Annotated in this window: 19 protein-coding genes; 6 read left to right on the forward strand and 13 right to left on the reverse strand. The window is 62.7% G+C overall.

Going from position 1 to position 22,768, the window contains the following annotated elements:
• Window positions 1–234 precede the first annotated feature (234 nt).
• The 7 genes from VIF40_RS10545 to VIF40_RS10575 all read right to left on the reverse strand — a co-directional run bounded on the left by VIF40_RS10545 (window position 235) and on the right by VIF40_RS10575 (window position 10,906).
• Window positions 235–1,629: a TolC family protein gene (locus tag VIF40_RS10545; protein WP_331937471.1), complete on the reverse strand. Its 1,395-nt coding sequence runs from the start codon at window positions 1,627–1,629 to the stop codon at window positions 235–237.
• The gene (locus tag VIF40_RS10550; RefSeq protein WP_331937472.1) at window positions 1,626–2,753 is read right to left on the reverse strand and encodes an ABC transporter permease; all 1,128 of its coding nucleotides are present in this window, start codon (window positions 2,751–2,753) and stop codon (window positions 1,626–1,628) included. The genes VIF40_RS10545 and VIF40_RS10550 overlap by 4 nt, the downstream gene beginning before the upstream one ends.
• A gap of 6 nt (window positions 2,754–2,759) precedes the next feature.
• Window positions 2,760–5,519, reverse strand: a complete 2,760-nt coding sequence (gene rbbA, locus VIF40_RS10555) for a ribosome-associated ATPase/putative transporter RbbA (protein ID WP_331937473.1) — start codon at window positions 5,517–5,519, stop codon at window positions 2,760–2,762.
• Window positions 5,516–6,472 (reverse strand): HlyD family secretion protein, encoded by a 957-nt coding sequence (locus VIF40_RS10560; protein WP_331937474.1) that lies wholly within the window; start codon window positions 6,470–6,472, stop codon window positions 5,516–5,518. Before VIF40_RS10560 ends, rbbA begins: the two co-directional genes overlap by 4 nt.
• A gap of 274 nt (window positions 6,473–6,746) precedes the next feature.
• Window positions 6,747–8,300: a sensor histidine kinase gene (locus VIF40_RS10565; RefSeq protein WP_331937475.1), complete on the reverse strand. Its 1,554-nt coding sequence runs from the start codon at window positions 8,298–8,300 to the stop codon at window positions 6,747–6,749.
• Window positions 8,301–8,306: 6 nt separating this feature from the next.
• Window positions 8,307–8,921: a response regulator transcription factor gene (locus VIF40_RS10570; protein WP_331937476.1), complete on the reverse strand. Its 615-nt coding sequence runs from the start codon at window positions 8,919–8,921 to the stop codon at window positions 8,307–8,309.
• A gap of 368 nt (window positions 8,922–9,289) precedes the next feature.
• Window positions 9,290–10,906, reverse strand: a complete 1,617-nt coding sequence (locus VIF40_RS10575; protein ID WP_331937477.1) for an efflux transporter outer membrane subunit — start codon at window positions 10,904–10,906, stop codon at window positions 9,290–9,292.
• A gap of 252 nt (window positions 10,907–11,158) precedes the next feature.
• Here VIF40_RS10575 and VIF40_RS10580 point away from each other — a divergent pair, with 252 nt between their 5' ends.
• The 3 genes from VIF40_RS10580 to VIF40_RS10590 are packed head-to-tail and all read left to right on the forward strand — an operon-like array spanning window position 11,159 to window position 15,793.
• Complete coding sequence (locus VIF40_RS10580) at window positions 11,159–12,343, forward strand: efflux RND transporter periplasmic adaptor subunit (RefSeq protein WP_331937478.1); 1,185 nt, start codon at window positions 11,159–11,161, stop codon at window positions 12,341–12,343.
• 30 nt (window positions 12,344–12,373) lie between these two features.
• Window positions 12,374–15,595, forward strand: a complete 3,222-nt coding sequence (locus tag VIF40_RS10585) for an efflux RND transporter permease subunit (protein ID WP_331937479.1) — start codon at window positions 12,374–12,376, stop codon at window positions 15,593–15,595.
• Between the two features lie 9 nt (window positions 15,596–15,604).
• A complete protein-coding gene (locus VIF40_RS10590) occupies window positions 15,605–15,793 on the forward strand; it encodes a helix-turn-helix domain-containing protein (RefSeq protein WP_331937480.1) in 189 nt (62 codons plus the stop codon).
• 118 nt (window positions 15,794–15,911) lie between these two features.
• Here the strand turns inward: VIF40_RS10590 and VIF40_RS10595 are convergent, their stop codons facing one another.
• Window positions 15,912–16,985, reverse strand: a complete 1,074-nt coding sequence (locus VIF40_RS10595; protein WP_331937481.1) for a hypothetical protein — start codon at window positions 16,983–16,985, stop codon at window positions 15,912–15,914.
• Window positions 16,986–17,074: 89 nt separating this feature from the next.
• Here VIF40_RS10595 and VIF40_RS10600 point away from each other — a divergent pair, with 89 nt between their 5' ends.
• Genes VIF40_RS10600 through VIF40_RS10610 form a run of 3 tightly spaced genes read left to right on the forward strand, consistent with a single transcriptional unit; the run spans window position 17,075 to window position 18,936 of the window.
• Complete coding sequence (locus tag VIF40_RS10600; protein ID WP_331937482.1) at window positions 17,075–18,040, forward strand: OmpA family protein; 966 nt, start codon at window positions 17,075–17,077, stop codon at window positions 18,038–18,040.
• A 12-nt stretch (window positions 18,041–18,052) separates the two neighbouring features.
• A complete protein-coding gene (locus tag VIF40_RS10605) occupies window positions 18,053–18,463 on the forward strand; it encodes a DUF3617 domain-containing protein (protein ID WP_331937483.1) in 411 nt (136 codons plus the stop codon).
• Between the two features lie 14 nt (window positions 18,464–18,477).
• Window positions 18,478–18,936 carry a hypothetical protein gene (locus tag VIF40_RS10610; RefSeq protein ID WP_331937484.1) on the forward strand — a complete coding sequence of 153 codons (459 nt, stop codon included), beginning with the start codon at window positions 18,478–18,480 and terminating at the stop codon, window positions 18,934–18,936.
• A 206-nt stretch (window positions 18,937–19,142) separates the two neighbouring features.
• Here the strand turns inward: VIF40_RS10610 and VIF40_RS10615 are convergent, their stop codons facing one another.
• From VIF40_RS10615 to VIF40_RS10635, 5 genes are all read right to left on the reverse strand, one after another.
• The gene (locus VIF40_RS10615; RefSeq protein WP_331937485.1) at window positions 19,143–20,216 is read right to left on the reverse strand and encodes a hypothetical protein; all 1,074 of its coding nucleotides are present in this window, start codon (window positions 20,214–20,216) and stop codon (window positions 19,143–19,145) included.
• Between the two features lie 87 nt (window positions 20,217–20,303).
• On the reverse strand, window positions 20,304–20,981 hold the full coding sequence (locus VIF40_RS10620) for a hypothetical protein (RefSeq protein WP_331937486.1): 678 nt from the start codon (window positions 20,979–20,981) through the stop codon (window positions 20,304–20,306).
• Window positions 20,982–21,516: 535 nt separating this feature from the next.
• The gene (locus tag VIF40_RS10625; RefSeq protein WP_331937487.1) at window positions 21,517–21,819 is read right to left on the reverse strand and encodes a hypothetical protein; all 303 of its coding nucleotides are present in this window, start codon (window positions 21,817–21,819) and stop codon (window positions 21,517–21,519) included.
• A 278-nt stretch (window positions 21,820–22,097) separates the two neighbouring features.
• Window positions 22,098–22,451, reverse strand: a complete 354-nt coding sequence (locus VIF40_RS10630; RefSeq protein WP_331937488.1) for a hypothetical protein — start codon at window positions 22,449–22,451, stop codon at window positions 22,098–22,100.
• Window positions 22,435–22,743, reverse strand: a complete 309-nt coding sequence (locus VIF40_RS10635; RefSeq protein WP_331937489.1) for a hypothetical protein — start codon at window positions 22,741–22,743, stop codon at window positions 22,435–22,437. Before VIF40_RS10635 ends, VIF40_RS10630 begins: the two co-directional genes overlap by 17 nt.
• Window positions 22,744–22,768 lie beyond the last annotated feature (25 nt).

Consider the following 22,768-nt stretch of genomic DNA (forward strand, 5'->3'; position numbering starts at 1 on the left):
CATACCGAGCGCGAGCTTGGTCAGCGTCGTCGTTGCGACGCACGCTAGGCTCTATGACGTCGCTCCGGCAAGCCGAACTAAGCGATCCGCTCGCGTCCGAGCCGCGGCGCCGTCCAATCGAAATTCTCGATGTCTCGAGCGCCGATATTGCGCGCGTCTGTCGCGGTGGGAGCAGTCGCGTCAGCTTCGTCACGGACGGGAGGACGTGCGAGGCGCCGGCGCCGATCGCGACACTCACCAGCCACCGCCCAGCGCGCGATAGAGTTGGATGGTCATGGCGGATTGCGCCATCTGGGTTTCCAGCAAATCATTCTCGCGCTCGAACACGTCGAGCTCTGCATTCAGCACGTCTCCGAAAGTCTTGCGTCCGCCTTCGTATAGGCCTTTCGACATATGATGATTGCGCCTCGCGCCGGCGAGCGCGTCGCCGAGACGCTCGCTGCGTCGATCCAGGCCGCGTCGTCTGCCATAGGCGTTCTCGATGTCCTCGAGCGCCTGCAGGACGGATTTGTCGTAGTCGGCGACCGCCGCTTCGAGGCGCGCGTCATTCGCCGCTATATTGGCTTCGATGCGCCCGGCGGTGAAGATCGGCAGATGCGCGGTGAGGCCGACCAGGCCGCCCGTGCCTTGAAGGCCGGGGATTCCCTGAAAGTGCAGCCGGCCGTCCTGGCCGAGGAACTCGATCTGGAAGCGCGGCAGCAGATCCGTCTTCGCGCTGGTCAGGCTGGCGATGCGAGCGCGCACGACATCGACGCGGGCGCGCACGTCGGGGCGACGCTCCAGCGTCTCGCTCGGGAGCTGGCCTTGCGGAGGCGGCGGGATGAGGAAAGGCCCGGGCGCCGGCAGAGAGACGGGCGGCTCCGGCGGGCGGCCGGTCAAGACGGCGAGCCGGCGTTGGCGCGTCTCCAGCGCAGAAAGCAGGTCCGGCCGCTTGCTTCGCTGGGTTTCCAATCGCTCGCGAACCAGCGTCACATCATAGGCGAGCGCCTGCCCCGCCTGATAGCGAGCCTCCGCATAGCGAAGAAGCTTGCCGAGAGTCTCGACGGAATGGTCGAGAACCAGAAGCCGCCGCTGCAGCCCTTTGGCGTCCTGATAGTTTTGGGCCACCTCCGAGACGACGATCACTCGCGCGCCGTTCGATTGCTCCGCGACTCCGGCGGCGTTGGCGCGGGCGGCTTCGGCGTTGGAGCTGCGGCCGCCGAAAATATCCGGCTCCCAGCTCGCCGCTAGGCCGCCGATATGGGCGTCGACGCGTCGGGCCTTGCCGGGAATGAAATCGACGACTGGATTGCGCCATTTCACATCCGCTTCCCAGAGACCGGCGTCGGCGCCGAGCGTCGGATAGAGAGCGGATTCCGCGACCGTGACCAGGGCGCGCGCTTCCTCGACGCGCGCCTTCGCAATGCGCAAATCGGGATTGCCGGCGAGCGCCTCGGCGATCAGGCGATCGAGCAGCGGATCGCGCCAGACGGTCCACCAATGGGCGAGGTCGAGCGAAGCGGAGGGCGCGCCGATCGACGACGTCTCGTCGAATGACGCCGGCGCCACGACGGTCGGCGACGGCGGCGTGACGTCGAGCTCACGACAGCCGGCGACGAGAAGGGAGATGAGGATGGCGGCGCGCCTCATCCCTGCCTCGCCAGCATGGAGCGGAAGCGCGATAGCGCCAAAGACAGAAATATCGCCCCCGAGACGATCACCACCGCGATCTGCGGCCAGACCGTGTCGAACCCGGCGTTGCGATAGAGGACCGCCTGCGTCATCGAGACGAATTGCGTGGTCGGCGCGAATCTCACCAGTCCCTGCACCGCCTCCGGCATGCTCTCGACCGGAGTCGCTGCGCCCGAGAGGAGGTAGGCGATGGCGTAGACCGGGACAGAGAGCAGGCCGAATTGCGGCATCGTCGGAGCGAGCGTCGCCAGCCACATGCCGAGCGAGGTGACGGAGAAGAGATAGAGCAGCGCGCCGAAGGCGAAGAGGCCGATGGAGCCTGCGATCGGCACGCCCAGCCATTTCTGCACGACGAGCCAGAGGGACAGCATCGTCGCCGCGAGAATGACGAGGCCATTGGTCATGATCTTCGCGATGGCGATCTCGCTCGCCCGCACCGGCATCACCAGCAGATGCTCGATGGTCCCATGCTCGCGCTCGCGGATCACGGCGGCGCCGACCAGGATGATCGACAGAACGGTCAGATTGACGACGATCTGCATCACGGAGGTGAACCAGAAGGAATCGGTGTTGGGGTTGAATTCTATGCGGCTGACGACGCGGATCGGCAAGCTCGACTCTATGCTCCTCGCGCCGAGGAATTTTTGCGTCTCGACGACGAAAATCTCGTTCAGATAGCCGGCGCCGAGGCCGGCCTGCGTCATCGCCGTGGCGTCGACCAGCACTTGCACGGCGGGCTTGCGCCCTGCGAGGACATCGGCCTCGAAGCGCGGGGGAATCTCGATCACGAAAATATAGCGGCTCTGGTTCATCGCAGCCGCGACATCGTCCCGCGCAATCTCGTCGGGCGCGATGAAATAGGGGGGAAGGATCGCGTCGCGCAGGCGTCGCGACAATTCCGAATGATCGCCGTCCATCATGGCGACGGAGGCGTGCGAGACTTCGGCCTTCACGCCTTCGGACATCAGCTGAACGGCGGCGGTGAAGGCGAAGACGATGAGCGCCATCAGCGTCACATCTTGCAACAGGCTGCGGAGCTCCTTCCCGCTGAGCAGAGCGACATTGACGAGCCAGCGTCCCATGGATTGCTACGCCTCCTGCTTGCGGAGCAGAAGCCGCGCGCCGATGAGATACAGCGCCGCGAAGCCGCCGAGCGCGAGGTAGTTCGGAGCAAAGCTCGAAAGGCCGAGCCCCTTGGTGAAGCAGCCGAGGCTCACGATCTGGAACCAGGAGGAGGGAAAGCCGACGCCGACGGCGTAGGCGCCGCCGGTGAGCGTCGAGATCGGATAGAGCAGCCCGGAGAAATTCACCGATGGGATGAGGCAGATGATCGCCGTGCCGAATATCGCCGCGACCTGCGAGCGCACGAACGCCGATATCAAGAGCCCGAGCGCCGTCACCGCGAGAATGAAGAGCAGCGCGCCGAGCGTGAGCGCGAGAAAGGAGCCGTGCAGCGGCACGCGGAGAATGAAGATGGTGATGAGCGTCAGGCTCAGATAGGAGACCATCGCCACGCCGACATAGGGCAATTGCTTGCCGACCAGAAACTCGCCGATCGTGGCGGGCGAGGCGTAGAGATTGACGATGGAGCCGATCTCCTTCTCGCGAACGACGCCGAGCGCCGTCAGCATCGTCGGGATCAGGATCAGCGCCAGCATGACGACGCCGGGCGTGATCGCATAAATGCTGCGGAACTCCTGATTGTAGATGAAGCGAGGCTCGACGGAGATCGGCAGCGAGGCCGCGGCTCTCGCGCGATCGAGGCTCCTGACATATTCGAGGACGACGCCCGTCGCATAGGCGCGAATGTTCGAGGCGGTGAAAGGCGCGGCTCCATCGATGAAGAAGCCGACCTCGGGCTGTCGGCCGGCTTCGAGGTCGCGGCCGAATGAGGGTGGAATCTCGATGGCGAGCTGGGCCTCGTGGCTGCGCAGACGCGCCTCCATCTCCGCATGATTGCGCGAAGGCGCCATCTCGACGAAATAGCGCGAGCCCGCGAAGCCGCGCAGAAATTCCCGGCTGGCGAAGGTCTGGTCGCTGTCGAAATTCGTGAAGCGTATATTCTCGACATCGAAGGAAATGCTGTAGGCGGACACCAGGAGAAGAACGATCGGGCCGAGCAGCGCGAAGGCGAGGCGGGCCGGATCGCGCGCGAGCTCCATCGTCTCGCGACGCGCAAAGGCGAGAATGCGTCCCGCCCAGCCGGTCGCGCGATCGTCGAACAGATCGGACAGCTCCGGCTCGGGCCGCGTTGCTTCTCCCGGCGATGGCGCGGGGCGCGGAGCTGCGGCCGATGCGCTCTCTTCCGCCTGCTCGAGATAGAGGATGAAGGCGTCCTCCAATGTCGCGGCATCCTTCTCGCGCCGCAGCTCGTCCGGCGCGCCGACGGCGAGAACCTTTCCGCGATGCATCAGCGATATGCGATCGCAGCGCTCCGCCTCGTTCATGAAATGCGTCGAAAGGAAGATCGTCACCTGCTTCTCGCGCGAGAGGCGGATGAGGTGACGCCAGAACATGTCGCGCGCGCCGGGATCGACGCCGGACGTCGGCTCGTCGAGGATCAGCACCTCGGGCGAATGCAGGCAGGCGGCGGCGAGCTGAAGTCGCTGGCGAATGCCGAGCGGCAGAGACGCGGGCGAATGGTCCGCATGTTCCGCGAGCGCGAAATCGATCAGCGCGGCGTCGACGAGCGACTGCGCGCGATCGCCTCCGACACGATAGAGCCGCGCGTGCAGCGTCAAATTCTGTCGTACGGTCAATTCTTCGTAGAGGGAGAAAGATTGCGACATATAGCCGACGCGCAGCCGCGTCTGCATATCGCCGGCGTCGATCGTCCGGCCGAGCAGCTTCGCCGTCCCGCTCGTGGCGTCCAGCAGGCCGGTCAGCATTTTCATCGTCGTCGATTTGCCGCAGCCATTGGAGCCCAGAAAGCCGAATATCTCGCCGCGACCGATGCGAAAGCTCACATTGTCGACGGCGACGAAATCGCCGAAACGACGGGTCAGCGCCTCCGCTTCGATCGCCGGCGCGCCGCCTGGGTCGCGATAGGGCGGAATCTCGACGCCTGACGCCTGCGCGCGGCGGCTCTCCGGCAGCAGCGAGACATAGGCTTTCTCGACCGTCGCCGCGCCCGTGCGGGCGAGCACATCCGTCTTGGCGTCCGCGATGAGAATGCGGCCGTTATCCATCGCCACCAGATATTCGAAGCGCTCGGCTTCCTCCATATAGGCGGTGGCGACGATCACCGTCATCTGGTCGCTCTCGCTGCGCAGCTCATCCACGAGCTCCCAGAACTGACGACGCGACAGCGGATCGACGCCGGTCGTCGGCTCGTCCAGGATCAGGAGCCGCGGATCGTGCACGAGCGCGCAGCAGAGCGCGAGCTTCTGCTTCATGCCGCCCGAGAGCTTTCCCGCGGGGCGGTCAGGAAACGGATCGAGGCCCGTCGCCCGCAGCAGCCTGCGAATGCGCGCGTCGCGCCGCCCTGCGCCGAGGCCGAAGAGACGGCCGAAAAAATCGATATTCTCGTAGACGGACAGCGTCGGATAGAGATTGCGGCCGAGCCCCTGCGGCATGAAGGCGACATGGGGGAGGAAGGCCTCCCTCTCCCGTCGCTCGCGCAGATCGGCCCCCAAGACGTGGACCGCTCCCGCCTGAATCTTCTTCACCCCCGCGATGACGCCGAGCAGCGTCGACTTGCCGACGCCGTCCGGGCCGATCATCGCGATCGTCGCGCGCGCCGGCAAGGACAGGGAGACATTCTCGAGCCCGCGAACATCGCCATAGTCGTGGTAGAGGCCCGAGATTTGGATCGCGGCCGGCGTCTTCGTCTCCTCGGCGGCGGTCATTTGGCGTGTCCGAGAGCGAGCGAGGACGGCCATCGGCCCGTCGGGTCGACGCGCACATAGCCGTTGCCGGTCATGCCGGCCTTCAGCCTGCCGTCGAGACGACGGGCGGCCTCGACCGGAATTCTCAGCTTCACGCGATAGACGAGCTTCTCGCGCTCGCTGGCGGTCTCCACATATTTCGGGGTGAATTGCGCTTCGGCCGCGACGAAGGAGATGGTCGCCGGCAAAGGCGGTCCATCGAACGCGTCCAGGGCGACGCGCGCCTCATCGCCGATCGTCAGCCGGCCCGCCACGGCCATGGGGAAAAAGACGGTCATATAGACGTCGTCCGTCTCGAGCAGCGAGGCGATTCTCCCGCCGGAGGGGAGAACCGCATCCTTCTCCACGATTCGATATTCGATGCGCCCGTTCACCGGGGCGCGTATCGTCGTCTCGTCGAGAATGACCTTCAATCGCGCGATCTGCGCCTCCGCCTCCGAGAGCGCATTATGGGCTTCTTTCACGCCGGCCTCGGCGGCGGCGGCGCCGGCGGCTTCCGCATCCTTCGCGATACGACGCCGGTCGAGCTCGACCTGCGAGACGAGCGCCTTGCCGCGCATTGTCGCGGTCTCGGTCATCTCGAGGCCCGCGAGCCGCAGATTGTTGCGGCGGACGTCGAGCTCCGCCTCGGCGCGTCCTATGGCGCTGATGGCGCGCTGACGCTGCGCATCGCCGCCGGCGATCTGCGCTTTGATCTCCGCCGTATCCTGCCGAGCCAGCACTGACCCCGGACGCACGATATCGCCCTCACGGATCGGCAAATCGATGATGCGCCCCGCATATTTGACGGCGATGTCGATGCGCGTCATCTCCAACCGCCCGTTCGCTCGCGAGACATAGGCTGGCAGAGCGGGCGTACGGCTGCGCCACCACCAATAGGCCGCCGAGGCCGCGCCGATGACTAGCAGAGCCAAGACAATTCGGGCGATCCTGCGGTTCATCGAGAGTATCTCAACCGTTCCTCCGGTGGCCGGGCGGCGTCATGGTAGAGCCCGGCGCCTCTCGATGAAACCTGCGGCCCGGCTCTGCGCCACGCATCGGTATACTCAAGTCCATACAATGATTTCGAGCATAGCGGGAGGCCGGAGGGAAGGCCTCTGACGGACGTCGGCCGAAATTCCTGTGGACGCCAGAGAGCTTTGTCGTAGACGGCGTTTCAGCAATCGCTGAGCCGATTTCTCTGACGATTCATCGCGCTCGCCCAGTTGCTTCCAAAGGAAGTGAAACAAAAAAGATCGAGCCTCTTCCCTCACGGCTTCTCACTTTAATGACACCACCGTGCAATTCCACGACTATCTTTGCCAGGTAGAGGCCGACGCCGGTGCCCGTGATACTGGAAACATTGCTTGCCCGATAGTATCTCGAAAAGATACGATCGACATCATGGCGCGGGATCCCTATTCCGCTATCCGTGACGAAAACCTGCAAGGCGGTCCGCCTGCCGCGGACCTCAACTCGCACCAGGCCTCCAGGACAGGAGTATTTGATCGCATTTCCGATTAAGTTGCTGAATACCTGACAAATAAGATTCCTGTCCCCGTAAAACGGCAGTTTTGCATCGCTGTATTTTTCGAGCACTGAGACGTTGGACGAAATTTCGCGATGCAGATCGCAAACGTCCTTCAGCACCGCGGACATGTCGAGATCGGTCGGATGGAAGTAGAGACTCGGACTTTCGATCACACGACTGGTTTGCAACAGTCCTTCGATCATGACGCTCATCCGTCTCACGGCGGCGCGAATCTTGTTGGCTCGCTCGATAACCACGTCGTCCCGAGGCGCCGGACGAGCGTTCAACAAACGCTGAGCATGCCCATCGATGATCGTCATTGGCGTTCGAAACTCATGCGACACCATCGAGATGAAATTCCGCTGATTTTCGCTCAGACGCCGCTCATGCTCCAATTTCTCCTCGAGCATGGAGGCTTCGGTTGCGAGGGCCTGCTGATTGACCTGAAGCTCGATCGCATTGTCACGAAAAACCACGACGGAGCGCGCCATTTCTCCGAGTTCATCAGGTCGCTCGGTGCTCCGGATTTGAATATCGGTTTCATTCCTCGACAGACGCCGCATGCTGGCGGCGAGTTCCAATAGAGGGTCGGTTATCTGTCGAGTTACGTAAAGCATGATCCCGAGGGCCATAGACACGCCGAGAAAGGCGGCGGCGATGATCAACGCGCGAGCTTCTCGAATGGCGTGGTCGGAGCGCTCGCTCGCCAGGCGAGCCTGCGTGTTGGTTCGGTCGGATATCCTTCCGAGGGCCTCGCTCGTCGAAGCAAATGCGTCCCTGGAGGCCGACATGAAGAGATATCCCGCCGCCGCCTTGTCTCCCTTCGACATGACCTCGAGCGTGTGCTTCGCTTCAGCATGATATGATTTCCAATTCTTCTCGAAGAGTCGATAATCCGCCGATTCGATCTCGTCGTGAAGGATGCTCTCATATCCTCTCTGAGCTGTCGAAATCGCCTCGTCGAGAGATTCCATCTCTCTTTCTATGGCGATGGCGTCGATGTTTCTCGCCGCTATGAGAAAAGCGCCCTCCGCTGCGCGGAAATCCGATGTGAAATTGTCGAGGTCGCCGATATATCGTGTGCTCTTCAACCAACGATCCCGGATGTCGGACCATTCGTGATTGACTCGTTCGAGACGACCCAACCCAAAGATGCTGATGCTCGCGATCGTAGCGAACAAGAGCCACAAGGATACGACCATACGGAATTTTATCGATTGCGTCAGTTTCATCTCGTTCTAAGGCTCGATCAATCCGACGAGCGTGGCTTTGACCGCCGCCTCGATCCGAGTCGCGACGCCGAGCTTGTTTCGTGCGTTGTCTAGATGATAATCGACAGTGCGCTTCGTGATGCTCACGATCGATGCGATCTCGTCGGATGTCTTGCCGCGCGCCGCCCACAGCAAAGTCTCGACTTCCCTTTCGTTGAGCTCGTGCAGTGGAGCTTCTGATACGAAAAATCGCACGCCGCCTCTCAGTCTGGCGTCGATGATCGCATGCAGCAGATCGAAGTCGATCGGTTTGCAAACATAATCATCGGCGCCGAGTCTTCTTCCTTTGAGCTCGGTCTCGCGGTCGCTCATGGCGGTCAAGAACACGAAAGGCGTTCTCGCGACATGGGGGGCCGATCGCGCGAAATTTTCCAGCACTTCGAATCCAGACATCGACGGCATGCTGATATCCGAAAGAACGAGATCTGGCCGAAGGTCCGGCAGAAGTGACAATGCCTGTTGGCCGCTGCTCGCGAGAACGACTTTGAAGCCGCGGTCCTCGAGCTCTTCGGCGATCAAAGAAGAGGTCTCGAAATCGTCGTCGATGCAGAGGATCGTCGCCCGGCCATCGGTCGCAGACATTTTTGGTCTCCGAATGCTCGCTCTCTCTCAGAGTCCGTATTATAGGCTGGAACACATCGCCGTTCCAGCACAGTCCGACAATGGGCGTGCACACAACGAGATGCAAATACGGCGTAAACATGGACGCCGGTGTAGCCGATTTGTGTTTTGGCCTCCTCAAAGCCCACAAGGCTGTCAAAGGCCGTCCCTGCCTCGGCCAGGATCGCAAGATCGCTTTTTCGTTGACCGAGCCTCACCAATGCAATCCCATCCCTCTGGGCGGCATCCAATCGGTGAGGCTCCGATGGCGAGCGCTGACGCTTTGAGAGCGAACGAATTGCAAGACATCGAAGCGAGTTCCTTGTCGCGGCTCGAACTTTAGTCATTGCTCAATCGAACGTCGGCATCAGGCTGCCGCTCACTGGCGGGCTCAACGTCTCGATCTGCTCGTTGGTTGGGCCGTCTGGTCCGTTCGGCGGGAGGTCCCGCAGATTTTCGTCTTTCCAGCCGCCGCCCACCGCGATGAACAGCCCGGCTGTGTCCGATAGACGGTTCCCTTCCGCGACGACGCGCGCCACCGAGGCCACCAGATAGGTGCTTTCGGCGTTCAATACCGAGAGCACATTGACGGCCCCGAGGCGTAGCTCCGCGCGCATGATGTCGAGGCTCTTCTTTGCCGTCGCTTCGCCGTAGGCTGCGGCTTTCACAGCTTTGGCGTCCGCCTCGAGCGCGCGCAACGCATCGGCGACATTCTGGAATGCGGCAATGACGGTCGTGCGATATTGCGCATCCGCCTGGAGGACGCTCGCTTCCGCCGCCCTCTGCTTGTTGAGAAGCGAAAAGCCGTCGAAGATCGTATGCGTGACAGCCGCGGATGCAGTATAGAGCTCAGTGCCGGGCGTGAAGAGTTGTGCGAGCCGATAGGCGCTGTATCCGCCATTCGCGCTCAGCGTCACGTTCGGAAGCCGCGCCGCGATGGCGACACCGACTTGCGCGGTAGCCTCGTGCACATTGGCTTCGGCCGTCCGAATGTCGGGCCGCTGCCGGACGAGTTTCGATGGCAGGCTCAGCGGCAGCTCGTGCGGCGCCGAAAGAGAACCGAGATGAAAGGTCTCGGCGATCTCGTCCGGCGCATATCGGCCGGCGAGCGCCGTCAGCAGATCGCGTTGCTGAGATAATTGTTTTTCGAGCGGCGGCAAGAGCTGCAGCGCCTGCGCGAGGGCCGCTTCCTGGGTGAGGACGTCGGCCTGCGCGGCGTAGCCGGCCGCAAATTGCTTGCGCAGCAGCCCGAGCATCTCCCTTTCTATCGCGATCGATCTGCGGACTGCCTCGATCTGCCCCCGAAGCGCGGCTTCTTGGATCGCCGCCGTCACCACATTGCCGGTCAAAGCCAGATAGGCGGCCTCCAGCTGATAGCGCTGCTGATCCGTCTGCGCCTCCGCCGCCTCGACGCTTCTGAGAGTCTGTCCCCAGATGTCGAGCGTGTAGGCGACGGTGAGCTGCTTCAACAGCAAGCCATAGGGGGAATTCGGAGGACCGATGTTGGTGGTCGGCGAAGTCGTGGCCTGGTTGAAGAGGCTTTGATTGATCGTTTCGAGCGATCGATTGTTGGACTGGAGATTGAGACTGTCCGTGGAGTTGAAAATGGCGGTCGGGAGAAACCCGCCCTTTTGCGCCTCGGCGTTGCGATAGGCGACCCCTATCGCGGCTTCGGCCGACTGCAAGGTCGGATTGCTTTCGATCGAGGCTTCGATCAGCCGATCGAGGCCTCGGTTGTGGAAAACCTGCCACCAGCGCTTCGGGATTTCTGCGCCCGGGATGAATCTTGGTCCTCCGGCGAGAACCGGAGCCTTATTCGACGTAAATTTTTCTATCGGCGGAGGGGAAGGCGATACGAAGTCGGGCCCGACCGCGCAACCGGCCAGCGCGGAAAACAACGGCAAGAGCGTGAGGAAAGTCCGGCGCCTGCAGTGAGTTTTCGGAGTGCACGAGCTCAATATTTGCATCTCTATCCGAGTTTCTTTTCCGCGAGCATGCTCTTATCGAACGTCTTCGTTCGCTCCTGTCGCTCCACGATAATGCGAAGACAGGAGCGCTCGGACCGCGTGACTTCATAGTTAGGTAGTTCTCCTGCGGTCCAGGGTCTACTGTTATAAATCACAGTAGACCGATCGACTGCCGAGCCCCATAGAAAGACTGGGATGATTGGAATCGAGATGCGCTCTCGGTCCCGAGAGACCGTTTCACAAGGCCGTCACATGCGTCTGAGCAAAAAACTCATCGAGGGGAGCGCCTTCGCTGCAGCGGTCCTCGTCGCTCTCGCCCTCTCGAATTGGGCGTTCCGTCAACAAGACGACGGAGATCCACGTCCTAAGGTAAAAGCGACATCCGAAACGGAAGTCGGACTGAACGATAAGCAGGCCGGCGCGCTCGAGATCGAAAAGGCGGATGAGCGCATTTTCGGCGAAGAACGACGAGCCGTCGGGAGCGTCGAATTCAATCAGAATCGCCTCGTTCAGGTCTTCACGCCCTATCAGGGACGGATAATCGACGCCTATTTCAATATCGGAGACCGTGTCGAAAAGGATCAGATCCTCTTCACCATTGATAGCCCGGACCTATTGCAGGCGGGGTCCAATCTGATCGCTGCGTCTGGCGTGCTCACGCTCCAGACGCGCTCGCTCAACCGCGTCAAGTCGCTGGTCAAGATCGGTGGCGTTTCGCAGCAAGCGGTCGACCAGACGATTTCCGATCAGCAGACGGCCGAAGGGGCTCTGAAGTCGGCGCGGGACGCGGTTCGCATCTTCGGCAAGACCGAGGAAGAGATCGACAAGATCGTCGCAGAGCGGCGCGCGGATCCGCGCCTCGTCGTGAAGAGCCCGCTCGCTGGCTACGTCACCGCTCGGGCCGCGTCGCCGGGGCTCTTCGTCCAGCCCGGCGTCGGCCCGGCGCCTTATGCAGTCGCCGATACGTCGACCATGTGGATGCTGGCGAATGTCGTCGAGAGCGACGCCCCGCTGCTACATGTCGGACAGGACGTTCAAGTCAGCGTTGCCGCTTATCCAGATCGAGAGTTCCATGGAGCCATCACCGTGCTCGGACCCTCTGTCGATCCGACCACGCGACGCATGTTCGTGCGCTCGGAGATCAAGGACCCCGATCATCTGCTTCGCGCCGGAATGTTCGCCGACTTCGTCATTCACGTCGGGGCGCCGTTTCGCGCCCCCGCGGCTCCCGAAAGCGCTGTCGTCCGCAAAAGCGACGGGACCATGACCGCTTGGATCACGCAGGATCGCCGACGCTTCAAACAGAGGACAGTCAAGATCGGCTTGCGGCAGAACGGTTTCGACCAAATTGAGGAAGGCCTTTCCGTCGGCGAGCTCGTCGTCTCGAAAGGCGCTGTCTTTCTCGACAACCTCGCCGCGATCGGCGCGGCTGAATAGCGCGCCGCTGATCGAACGAGGTTGTGCCCCGTGTTGAAATCCATTCTCGAATTCGGGCTGACGCGTCGCGCAGTCGTCGTTCTCGCTGTCGGCGTGTTCATCGTCGCCGGCGTGACAGGTTTTACGCGGCTCAATATAGAAGCTTACCCGAATCCGGCGCCCGTCATCCTCGAGATCACCGCGCAGGCGCCGGGCCTCTCCGCCGAGGAGATGGAAAAATATTACACTATGCCGATGGAGATCGCGCTCTACCCGACGCCGCGCGTGACGAACATTCGTTCGACCTCCTTCTACGGCCTGAGCTTTGTTCGCGTCACTTTCGAATATGGGACGGATTATCATTTCGCCTACGCGCAGGCGGCGATCGCCCTGCAACAAGGCGCATCGCTTCCGAACAATGTCTCGCCCGTCATTCAGCAGTCGAGCCTCGTCGGCGAGATTTTCCGCTATCAGTTGGTCGGGCCGCCGCACTTCACATTAACCGATCTTCGGACTGTTCAGGATTGGATCGCCACGCGGCGTCTGCTCACCATCCCCGGCGTCGTTCAGATCAATTCCTGGGGCGGTACGACGAAGCAGTTCAGCGTCGAGGTCGATCTCGGCAAGCTCGAGGCCTACAATGTCACCATTCCACAGATCATCTCGGCTCTCGGCAACGCAAATGTCAATGTCGGCGGGCGGGAGATCGAGCTAGGCCAGCAATCGGTGAATATTCGTGGCGTCGGCCTCATCGACGACGGCGGCAATGACGATCTGACGAAAGGCTACCGAACGGACGACATCGAGACTGTCGTTCTCGCGCAATCGAACGGCGTGCCGGTTCAAATCAAGGATGTCGCGAAGGTCACTGTCGGACATGTTCCGCGTCTCGGCATACTCGGACGCGACCACGACGACGACGTTGCTGCGGCGATCGTCGTCATGGGCCGCACGCAGCACACCAATGAGATTCTGCCGAAGGTCTCGGCCGAGGTGGAAAAAATCAACTCCGACGGGTCTCTTCCGCCCGGAGTGAAGCTCGTTCCCTTCTACGATCGCGGCTCGCTCGTCGCCGTCACCACGCACACTGTCCTTCACAATCTCGTGTTCGGTTGCCTGCTCGTCTTCTTCATCCAGTGGATTTTTCTGGGTGATCTGCGTAGCGCGATTATCGTCGGCGTGAATATTCCCTTCGCCCTGTTCTTCGCGATCATTCTGCTCGTGGCGCAGGGAGAGGACGCCAATCTCCTGTCGCTCGGGGCGGTCGATTTCGGAATCATCGTCGATTCCGCCGTCATCCTCGTCGAGAACATCTTTCGTAATTTTCAGGCGGATCGCCCGGCGCGCAATCGTCTCCTGCAACATCTCACCGAAGGCTTTTGGGGCCCCGATCCTACCGCGCCGACCGGTAGCCACGGCAGCGTGCGCCGCTGGACCAATCGGCTCCGGCTCGTTTTCGTCAGCGCGCTACAGGTCGACAGAGCGGTCTTCTTCACCGCGGCGATCACGGTCACCGCTTTTCTGCCGCTGTTCACCATGACGGGCGTCGAAGGGCAGATCTTCGGACCGATGGCGAGAACCTACGCCTATGCGCTTGCTGGCGCTCTGCTCGCGACCTTCACCGTGACTCCCGTGCTCGCATCGATCGTCCTTCCTACACGCGTCGCGGAGACAGAGACAATCATTGTTCGCCGGATGCGCGGAGCCTATACTCCGATGCTGCGATGGGCGCTCGACAATGTAGGGCTCGCAATAGGCGCTGGCGCTGTGTTCCTCGCGCTCGGTCTGCTTCTTGCGACACGTCTCGGTAGCGAATTCCTGCCGGCGCTCGAGGAGGGCAATTATTGGATTCGCGCCTCTCTCCCTTCGACCATGTCGCTCGAAGCCGGCGTCGAATCGACCCGCAAAATGCGGGAAATTCTTCTGCGCCATCCAGAGATCATCACGGTCGTGACGCAACATGGGCGTCCCGACAATGGCAGCGACGCGTCGGCATTCTCGGACGTGCAGATTTTTGCGCCGTTGAAACCGTTCGATGAATGGCCGCGCGGTGTCACGAAAGAAAAGCTCACGGTGGAGCTCCAGAAGGAGCTCGAAGAAGAGCTGCCGGGCGTAGTCTTCGGCTTTTCGCAATATATTCAGGACAATGTCGACGAGGCCCTGTCTGGCGTGAAGGGCGCCAATTCGGTGAAAGTCATCGGCTCGGATCTCGCGACACTCGAAAAGCTGGCAGAGAAGGTGCGCGAGCAGATCCGAACCGTCGCTGGCGTCGAGGATCTCGAGCTTCTCCACACGCTCGGGCAGCCCAATCTCAATATCAAAGTCGACCGTCAGCGCGCCGCGCGCTACGGACTCAATTCGGGCGACGTCAATACGATCGTGCAAGCCGCAATGGGTGGAACGAACGCAACCACCGTGCTCGAGGGCGATAGGCAGTTCGCGGTCGTTGTGCGCCTCGCGCCGCAATATCGGACGACGCTCGCTGCGATTGGCGACATCAAGGTCGGCTACACGCCTCCGGGAAGGACGACAAACGCCTATGTTCCGCTGCGGGAGCTCGCGACCATTTCCCTCGATACCGGCGCATCTTTCATCTATCGTGAACGGAGCCGGCGCTACGTCCCACTGAAATTCAACATCCGTGGCCGCGATCTCGCCTCGACTGTGGCGGAGGCGCAAGCGAAGGTCGCGAGCGCGATCGCGCTTCCGCCGGGCTACCAAATTCTCTGGGCCGGCGAATTCGGCAATCTGCAACAGGCCAAGACGCGTCTCGCCATCGTCGTGCCTTTGTCCTTCCTGCTCATCTTCTCGCTTCTCTACAGTCTGTTCAATTCACTTCGCGACAGCCTGTTGGCGCTTGCGGGCATACCCTTCGCGATCGTCGGCGGCGTGATCGCTCTCTATGTCTCCGGTGAGAACTTCAGCGTCTCGGCGGCGATCGGGTTCATTTCCCTATTCGGCGTCGCCGTGATGGACGGAATATTGAACATCACTTATTTCCGAGAGCTGACGATCCAGGGGATGGAATTCCGAGAAGCGATTTTTCATGGCGCGGAGCAACGCATGAGGCCGCTCCTGATGACAGCGTTATCGGCGGGCGTCGGTCTCTTTCCCGCCGCCGTTTCGAATGGTATCGGCTCACAGGTTCAGCGGCCATTGGCGACTGTCGTCGTCGGCGGCATGCTGCTCGGACCGATCATGCTGCTCGTCGTCGCGCCCGCGCTTCGGCAGAAGTTCTCGAGGGCTTATCGTCCAGCGAAGGAGTCTACCTGATTTTCCGAAATGCGTGCGGCGATCAGCCGCTGCTCGATTGTGGCGCGGAGACGGCTCGCGTCGCGAAGGAGATCGTTCTTCAATGGTGAAGGCGTCCGGGTCTCTCGACAAGCGGCGACCACGATGATCGACGAGCTCTCGTCGAACCTTCGCGAGTTGACCGGACGCGGTCGATACAGGGCGTGGGCTGTCATCTGATGGATCGAGCGCGTCAGACGAAATCCAGCTCTACCGGGCGGCGCTCAGTTCTCGGCGGGCGAGGACAATCGCTGCGGCGGCGTCATCGTCGCGGCCGAGCCGCCCTTCGCCCAGGCGATCAAGGGCGTCCGAGGTTCAGTTCTCTCGTGAGCTTCTCCCAGCTGTCGACGCCCGCGGCCGCATAGATCGCAGCGAGATGCTTCTTCAAAGCTTCATTGCTGATTCCCGTCGCGGAGAGGCTGTCCCCGCGCGATCCTCCGAGAGCCGCGACAAAGGCGATTTTCTGTTGAAGCGGAGAAACGTCGAGTGCGAGCACACGATCGATCGTCTCGAGCCGTCGCGGCTCTTCCAGCTCGAACGTGACGAGAACCTGCTCGGCGCCATTTTCCGGCGCTGGAGCCATCAAACGACGCGCCGTCACCTCGAGGCGGCCGCCGGGGATCGGTAGCGTCTGGCGCACGATCGCTCGGCCCTGGAGCTGCGCGCACAACTCGCGCACGACGCGGGGCGGCGAGCGGATGGGTCCGCAAAGGCTGATCTCTTGTCCCACGAGCGTGCACATCTTCAGCAGCAATTCGGCGTCTTCATCGAGCATCGCTAAGCGCTCGCCCGAGACATCGACCAACATGTGTCCCCTTCTTGCGCTGCTATTCCAGACTTGTTCTGTCACGGGCGAGGCGATGGCCTGCTGCAAATAGGGCGTGACCTGTTCCAGCGCGGCCGCATCGGTCGTCTCGAAAGCGCGTTGACCGCCGCGAAACAGCAGCACGACGGCGCGTGCGCGTCCGTCGAGGTCGATTCTCAGGTCGAGACTGTGATGATGGCCGCTCGCCCTGACCAATAGGTTGTAGGTGTTGGAGGAGAAATAGGCTTTGTCCGGGCGCGCGACGCGACCGACGCGCGGCCCCGGCGTCCGCGCCAGCGCCGTCACGTTCAATTCGGCCGGGCCGATGAACAGCCGCTCGAATTCATTGACGAACAGGTCGCGTGCGCTGTCCGGCGAGTCCTCATGGAAGAAGCCCTGGGGAAGGCCGTTTTCGTCGAGCCAGAAAATCGAGGCCGCATCGGCTCCCACCAGCTCGCGAATCTGGCGGCAGGCCGCGGGGGCGATCGGCGCGATCCCGGCGCCTGCGCGGCACAAGAGATCGAGCGCATGTAGCTTGCGCCGGGCCGTGTTCTTCTTGGCGGGCATTATCGCGCGGACCTCCCCGCGCGGGGAATAGCATTCGACACTCTGAGCGCCTAGACCTCGCCCCCGGCAAATCGGGCGGGAGCGGGAATATGTCGAAATACGAGTTGTTCTTTCCCGCCGTCACACTGATCGCGCTGGCGCTCTGCGCTGGATCGGCCCGCGCCGCGGATGTTCGCGGATCGCAGGATCATCCTCTGGTCGGCCGTTACGCCGGCTCGGAGATCACGGTCTATAAGCAATCGCAGTTCGGCGAAGCGCGACTGCTCGACCGTCCGATGAACCTTAAAGCTTCCGGCGACAAGCTGGCCGGCGTCAGTCTCACGCTGCAGGGCAGGATCGCCGCCATACGGTATGACGGGCCGAAGGATCGCTCGGCCCTCGAAATCGAACAAAATTTCAAATCCTCTCTCGAGACGAAAGGGTTCGAAATTCTGTTCGAATGCGGCAATCAAACGTGCCTCGGCGGCGAAAGCTCCTATTTTCGTCTCGGCGGGGAACTCGAAGGGGCCATGGTCAATGCGCGCTTCGGCTCGGGCGTGCGTTATCTGCTGGCCAAGCTCGCGCGCGCGGAGGGCGATGTCTACGCCGCCATATTGGTGGGCGAAAGCCGAAGCGCTCCGATCATCTCGGTCACGACCGTGGAATTGAAGCCGATCCAGGTCGATCGAATTGTCTTTCTCGACGCCGGCGCCATGGCCTCCGGGCTCGACGCCTCGGGCCGTGTGGCGCTCTACGGCATATTCTTCGACACCGACAAGTCGGATCTGAAGCCGGAGTCGAAGCCGACGCTGGTCGAAATCGCCAAGCTGCTCGCGGCCCAGCCCGGCTCGAAGCTGATCGTCGCCGGGCACACCGACAATCAGGGGGAGTTCGCCTATAATCTCGGCTTGTCCGATCGCCGCGCCAAGGCCGTTGTCGCCGCCTTGACACGCGATCATGGCGTCGACCCCTCACGGCTCACATCTTTCGGCGCCGGAATGTCGTCGCCGATCGCCCTCAACAATGACGACGCCGGACGGGCCAAGAACCGTCGCGTCGAACTCGTCGCGCGATAAGGACACGAGAGCATGAAGAGAATTATGTTCGCCGCATTGGCGCTGTGCGCCGTTGTTCCGGCGATAGCGCAGGAACGTCTGGAGCCCGGCTTGTGGTCGGTCACGCCATTGCTGCAGGGGCAGCCGATCGGCGCGGCCACAGAGCGTTGCATCACCGCGGAAGAGGCCAGGAGCGCCAATGGCGATGAAAAAGGGATCGCCGCCGCCCTCGACGCAGAAAATCGGAAGAGCAAATGCACGACCAAGGATCTCAAAATCGACGGACCGAGAATCCGCTTCTCGACCGTCTGTCAGGGCATGGCCATGGCGTCCGACCTCACTTACGCCAAGTCGAGCTATGAAGGGACGATGACGATGTCGGGGCCGAGCGGCGATCGGCAGGTCGTCGGGACGAGAGGCCGGCGCATCGGCGCATGTCCTTGAGGGGAGGCCAGGGGTTGCACGCTCGGTTTTTCGTTTCGCTGGCTGTCTGCCTGGGACTCTCGTCATCCGAGGCTTTCGCCGGGGAGGATGTTTTCTATGAGCCCCAGCAGGGTTCGACGGAACGCGCGGCCATCCTCGACGCGCTTCGCCCTTCCGCCGAGGCGGCGTTCGGCAAGCCGATCGAATTTCGCGTCCTCTGGCTGCGCGTCGCCAAGGGGCACGCGCTCCTCCGCGCGCATCCGCAGCGACCCGGCGGCAAGCCCATCAAACTATGGGAGAGCTGCGAGCAATCGGCCGAGGAGTTGGAGCTCGAGGCTTTGATGCGGCGGACGGACGAAAAATGGCGTATCGTGCTTCCGACAAACGGCCGACCGAATATCTGCGGCGACGACGTCACGGTCACCGATTCTGCGTTGAAGGAGCGGGGCCTGCCGCCACAACTCGCTGGCCATGATAAATATCTCGCGGAGTGAAGCGCGACCCGTCTGCGCTGACCTGCCGCTGAAAAATCCGGCTGTGGCGCAAATTTCGCGAACGGCCATCTCGGAAACGGAGCTCGCCGCGCAGACCGGCGACGGTCGGTTGTCTCCGCGCAGCACAAAAGGGGATATCCCCTCGGGCGTCGAAAACCAGTTTTGCGACACGCGCCAGTGGCGCCTGCGGCCAGGCTTGCTCGCTGCTACGGCGTCGGCGCATGCCACCCCTTGGCCGCGACCTCGTTGTCGCGCGCGGAATAGTATTCGACCAGTGATTCCAGCTCGCGCAGCCGCAGACGATAGGCGATGTCGACGCAGGTTTCGACAGCCGTTTCCCCGAAATGCTCGAACAAGCCCTCCTGGATGATGTGTCCGCTGGCGCCGATATACGCGGTCGGCGCCCGCAGACGCCGTTCGCAGCTGTTGCGATAGGCGATCCACCGCGCCTGCTCGCTGTCGAGGCGTTGGGCGTCGACCCGCCCGTTCAGCGCCTGCAATGCGGCGGCGATTCGCACCTCATTGCGGTTGAAGGGAAGGGCGCCGCAGACGATCGTCTTGACGGTGGCGGGCGCCGCCGCGCTCGCGCAGTCGAGCGTCTTCACGACGCCCGCGTCGAACATCTGCGCCGGCCTGGCGGCGATGGTCACGATGTTCCAGTCGCGCAATTGCGCGTCATCGACCAGCGCGACGCCCTTCGAGCCGAACTGCAGCGCCGCGTCCGCCATGGCGCTGCTGCCGAGCATTTCGCGGGTGTAGAGGATGAACATCGACGACAGCGCCTGCACCTCATCCAGGTGCTTGGCGGCCGAGCCGCCCTCGGACGCCGCTGCGTCCGGGTTGACCGACATGGCGTGAATGCCGAATTTTCCGAGCACCGTCCGCGACACGCCGCCGATGAACGCCATGGTGCAGGCGGAATGGCACGCGGCGCCGGCCGCGACCAATGTGTCGACATCGGCCTCTCGAAGGTACGCGCCGAGCCGCAAGCCGCCGACCGCATTGCCGCCGTTGGAATCGAGGCTGACTTGCGGCCGCCGGCGGGCCTTGGTCAGGCTCTTTAGCACGACGTCTTTGCCATCGACGCCCTTGTTGGCGGCGATCAGCGCCTGAAGCCGCTCCGTGTCATCGAAGGCCACGACGCCGGTCGCGACATAGACGGTCCTCGCGGTCGCCAGATCAATTTGTTTCGACCAGTCCATCGCGGCGGCGGGCAATGCGCACAGACACCCCAGCCAGCCAGCGAGGCAGGCGGCAATTCGTCGGGCTTGCGAGAGCATTTCCATATCCGTCTGTCCTTGTGAATGCGGGATGCCGCCCGGGCGGCGGCGGCGCCGCTGCGATCATGACGGCGGCTTCGAGCGGGTTCAGCGCGCAATGCCCTTTTGGAGATGCAGAGGCGCGGAGTCGGCGAGCGCCGCGTCGACCGGCGTGGCGCCGCAGGCCGCAGGCTTCGGCAGACCGACCGCCGCAGTCGCAGCGGCCGCGCCGGTCGCAGGCTTCAGGGCGGCATTGTCGGCCAGAAACTGCAGCAGGCGCGCTTCGGTCGCCGCACCGGCCACTCGCGCCACCGGCGTGATCTCCTTGTTTTTGACGCTGACGATCTCGACGGTGGGAAAGCCTTCGATCTTCAACAGATCGATGAAATGCGCCGCTTCTGGATGCTGCGGCCGAAAATCCGCCGACGTCCGGCGCTCGTGGGTGAGAAGGATAAAATGCGCCCGGCCAGCCAAACTGTTCAACCCATTGCAACGCAGGACATGGGTCAGCGCGATCCGGCACCAGCCGCAAGGTTCGGTCACCACGACGACCACCAACGGTTTGCCGTCGCGCGACGCCTGCTCGAGCGCCGGCGCGATCTCGTCGAAATGCCAGCCGATCCTTTGTCCGGCGACGCCCTCGGCGACCTTCGGCAGCACCAGCGCGCCGGCGTCCTCGGCCCAGGTCGGCGTTTCGATCGCCGATATTGCCCAAATCATCGCCGAGGCGGTGATCCAGCCCCGCCATCGGCGTGTCGACGCCTGTTTCGATCTGTTCGAACGCATGAGTTCCTCTGTCGGCGGGCGGCCGACCTCTGAGGCCGCCGCGGTTCTCTCCGATTTCAGCATGGACGACGGCCGGATGGAATTGCTTTCCCCGGCGGCCGTCGGCGCGGATCGCGGAGAAGCGCGCTCGCCCGCCCTGCTCGGGTCGCGACGAGCCGCGCCGCAGGAGCGTGTCGTGCGTCGGGCCGAGGAGCGCCGTGGATCCGGCCGCGCGAGCGAGGTCTCGCAATGTCGCGGGGCGGTTGCTCGGCGGCAGGCTCGGTCTATTGTGGGCGGGCGAAGCGAGAGGGTCGATGAGCAAGGCCAGGGAGCCGTCGAAGCCGATCTATGCCCTGTGCGGCGTCGAGTCCGGCGGGCAGCGTTCCTCCAGCCCGCGCTCGGTCCAGACCACGTTGATCGGTTCGCGGCAGGCAAATTCCCGCGCACCCCGATCAATGAAGCGGCACTCGCCCGGGTTCTTGGGATAGAGTTCGCGTGACCAGAAACGCGAGTGCCGCTTCCACGAGGGCGGAAATCACAAGCGCATCGAATTCGCTCATCGTCGCACCCTGCTTTCGTGTCGGCGATGGGTTCGCTCAGCCAAACGGCGCGAGGTCGATCTTCTGTTTATATTCGCGCGATCGTCATCCAGGAGGAACGGCGTCGCCGCCAGATTGGAGATGGCGGCGTAGCGCGGATCGACGCTGCGGGTGATGTTTATCGGATCGCCGCAAACCTCTTCGCGTAGCCCGATGGCGAAGACGTGATTGCGAAGCTTCCGAAGCACGATCCCCAGGGTGCGGTCGCTCTCGTCCTCCGGGAACAGTCGGACGGTCCCCTCCTCTATCGCCACTTTCATTTGAGGGCCGTCAGATCGGCCGCTCGCGCGGCATTCCGCTTGCAGCGGCGCAGCCTCCAGCGACGGCTGGCAGATTCCGCCGTTATCGTCGAAAAGCTGGCCGTCATGGACAGCCCCTTTTCATACTCTTCGCGCGACGCTTCCGAGCTGCGCGTTCAGGCGGCGCTTTATCGAGGCGGCAGCGAATTATTGCTGTTCCGCTCGGCGCCGCGTGATCCATTCCAGATCCCGTCGGCGTCATGGCGCGGGAGGCCTGGAAGGGTGACATTTTCTTTTCTTCATTTTGACGGTCGCTTCGACAAGGCCCAGTCCAGCGCGGGATTTTGGCCGCTCGGCCTGTCGGGCTGCGGCGTGTCGGGCGGAAGCGTCGAAAGCGAATTGCGAAGCGCGCGATCCTTGGCGAGAGCATCATCGACGGCTGCGTTTACCCGCGCCTCGATCGCCTTCTGATCCTCTGAATGCCAGCGATCGAGGATCAGAGTGATCGGCCAGGTCGAGCCTTCTACTATCGCCGAGATTGTACTGCGGTTGGCGTGGTCTCGCGTAGCGCCGAACCAGAGCGCGATCAGGAGATACGCGAACATGGCCAGTTTGAGCATGGACCCAAAAAACGTGTCAAAGAGCTTTCCCATCGACCCAATTCCCCAGTTTTTGCTCCCGCATGTGTCGCGGCGCGGAAGGCCCGAACCGCCGGTCCGACGCCCCGGGGTATGATCGCGAGACACCGAAGTGCAGAAAGCACATGCGGGATTCCATAAACGCGATGTCGCCCGAAAACGGATCGCATCGGGGCTCCAGCGCGATCGGCGAGGCAACACGCTCTCCGGCCAGTTCATAGAACAGGAGGGACGGCCGTTTGTCGATGCGCACCTGTGCGGCGGTTCGTTCGGAAAGGCGGAAATCTTCTCGGTGGCCGGTCGTCACGGGGCTTCTCCGTCGGACGCGACAG

Source organism: Methylosinus sp., assembly GCF_036560965.1.
In the GTDB taxonomy this organism is placed as follows: Bacteria; Pseudomonadota; Alphaproteobacteria; order Rhizobiales; family Beijerinckiaceae; genus Methylosinus.

Bases quoted from the DNA above. Each gene is read 5' to 3' on its own strand.
- VIF40_RS10545 (WP_331937471.1), bottom strand. From the start codon at position 1,629: ATGAGGCGCGCCGCCATCCTCATCTCCCTTCTCGTCGCCGGCTGTCGT.
- VIF40_RS10550 (WP_331937472.1), bottom strand. From the start codon at position 2,753: ATGGGACGCTGGCTCGTCAATGTCGCTCTGCTCAGCGGGAAGGAGCTC.
- rbbA (WP_331937473.1), bottom strand. From the start codon at position 5,519: ATGACCGCCGCCGAGGAGACGAAGACGCCGGCCGCGATCCAAATCTCG.
- VIF40_RS10565 (WP_331937475.1), bottom strand. From the start codon at position 8,300: ATGAAACTGACGCAATCGATAAAATTCCGTATGGTCGTATCCTTGTGG.
- VIF40_RS10570 (WP_331937476.1), bottom strand. From the start codon at position 8,921: ATGTCTGCGACCGATGGCCGGGCGACGATCCTCTGCATCGACGACGAT.
- VIF40_RS10575 (WP_331937477.1), bottom strand. From the start codon at position 10,906: ATGCAAATATTGAGCTCGTGCACTCCGAAAACTCACTGCAGGCGCCGG.
- VIF40_RS10580 (WP_331937478.1), top strand. From the start codon at position 11,159: ATGCGTCTGAGCAAAAAACTCATCGAGGGGAGCGCCTTCGCTGCAGCG.
- VIF40_RS10590 (WP_331937480.1), top strand. From the start codon at position 15,605: ATGCGTGCGGCGATCAGCCGCTGCTCGATTGTGGCGCGGAGACGGCTC.
- VIF40_RS10595 (WP_331937481.1), bottom strand. From the start codon at position 16,985: ATGCCCGCCAAGAAGAACACGGCCCGGCGCAAGCTACATGCGCTCGAT.
- VIF40_RS10600 (WP_331937482.1), top strand. From the start codon at position 17,075: ATGTCGAAATACGAGTTGTTCTTTCCCGCCGTCACACTGATCGCGCTG.
- VIF40_RS10605 (WP_331937483.1), top strand. From the start codon at position 18,053: ATGAAGAGAATTATGTTCGCCGCATTGGCGCTGTGCGCCGTTGTTCCG.
- VIF40_RS10615 (WP_331937485.1), bottom strand. From the start codon at position 20,216: ATGCTCTCGCAAGCCCGACGAATTGCCGCCTGCCTCGCTGGCTGGCTG.
- VIF40_RS10620 (WP_331937486.1), bottom strand. From the start codon at position 20,981: ATGCGTTCGAACAGATCGAAACAGGCGTCGACACGCCGATGGCGGGGC.
- VIF40_RS10625 (WP_331937487.1), bottom strand. From the start codon at position 21,819: ATGAAAGTGGCGATAGAGGAGGGGACCGTCCGACTGTTCCCGGAGGAC.
- VIF40_RS10630 (WP_331937488.1), bottom strand. From the start codon at position 22,451: ATGGGAAAGCTCTTTGACACGTTTTTTGGGTCCATGCTCAAACTGGCC.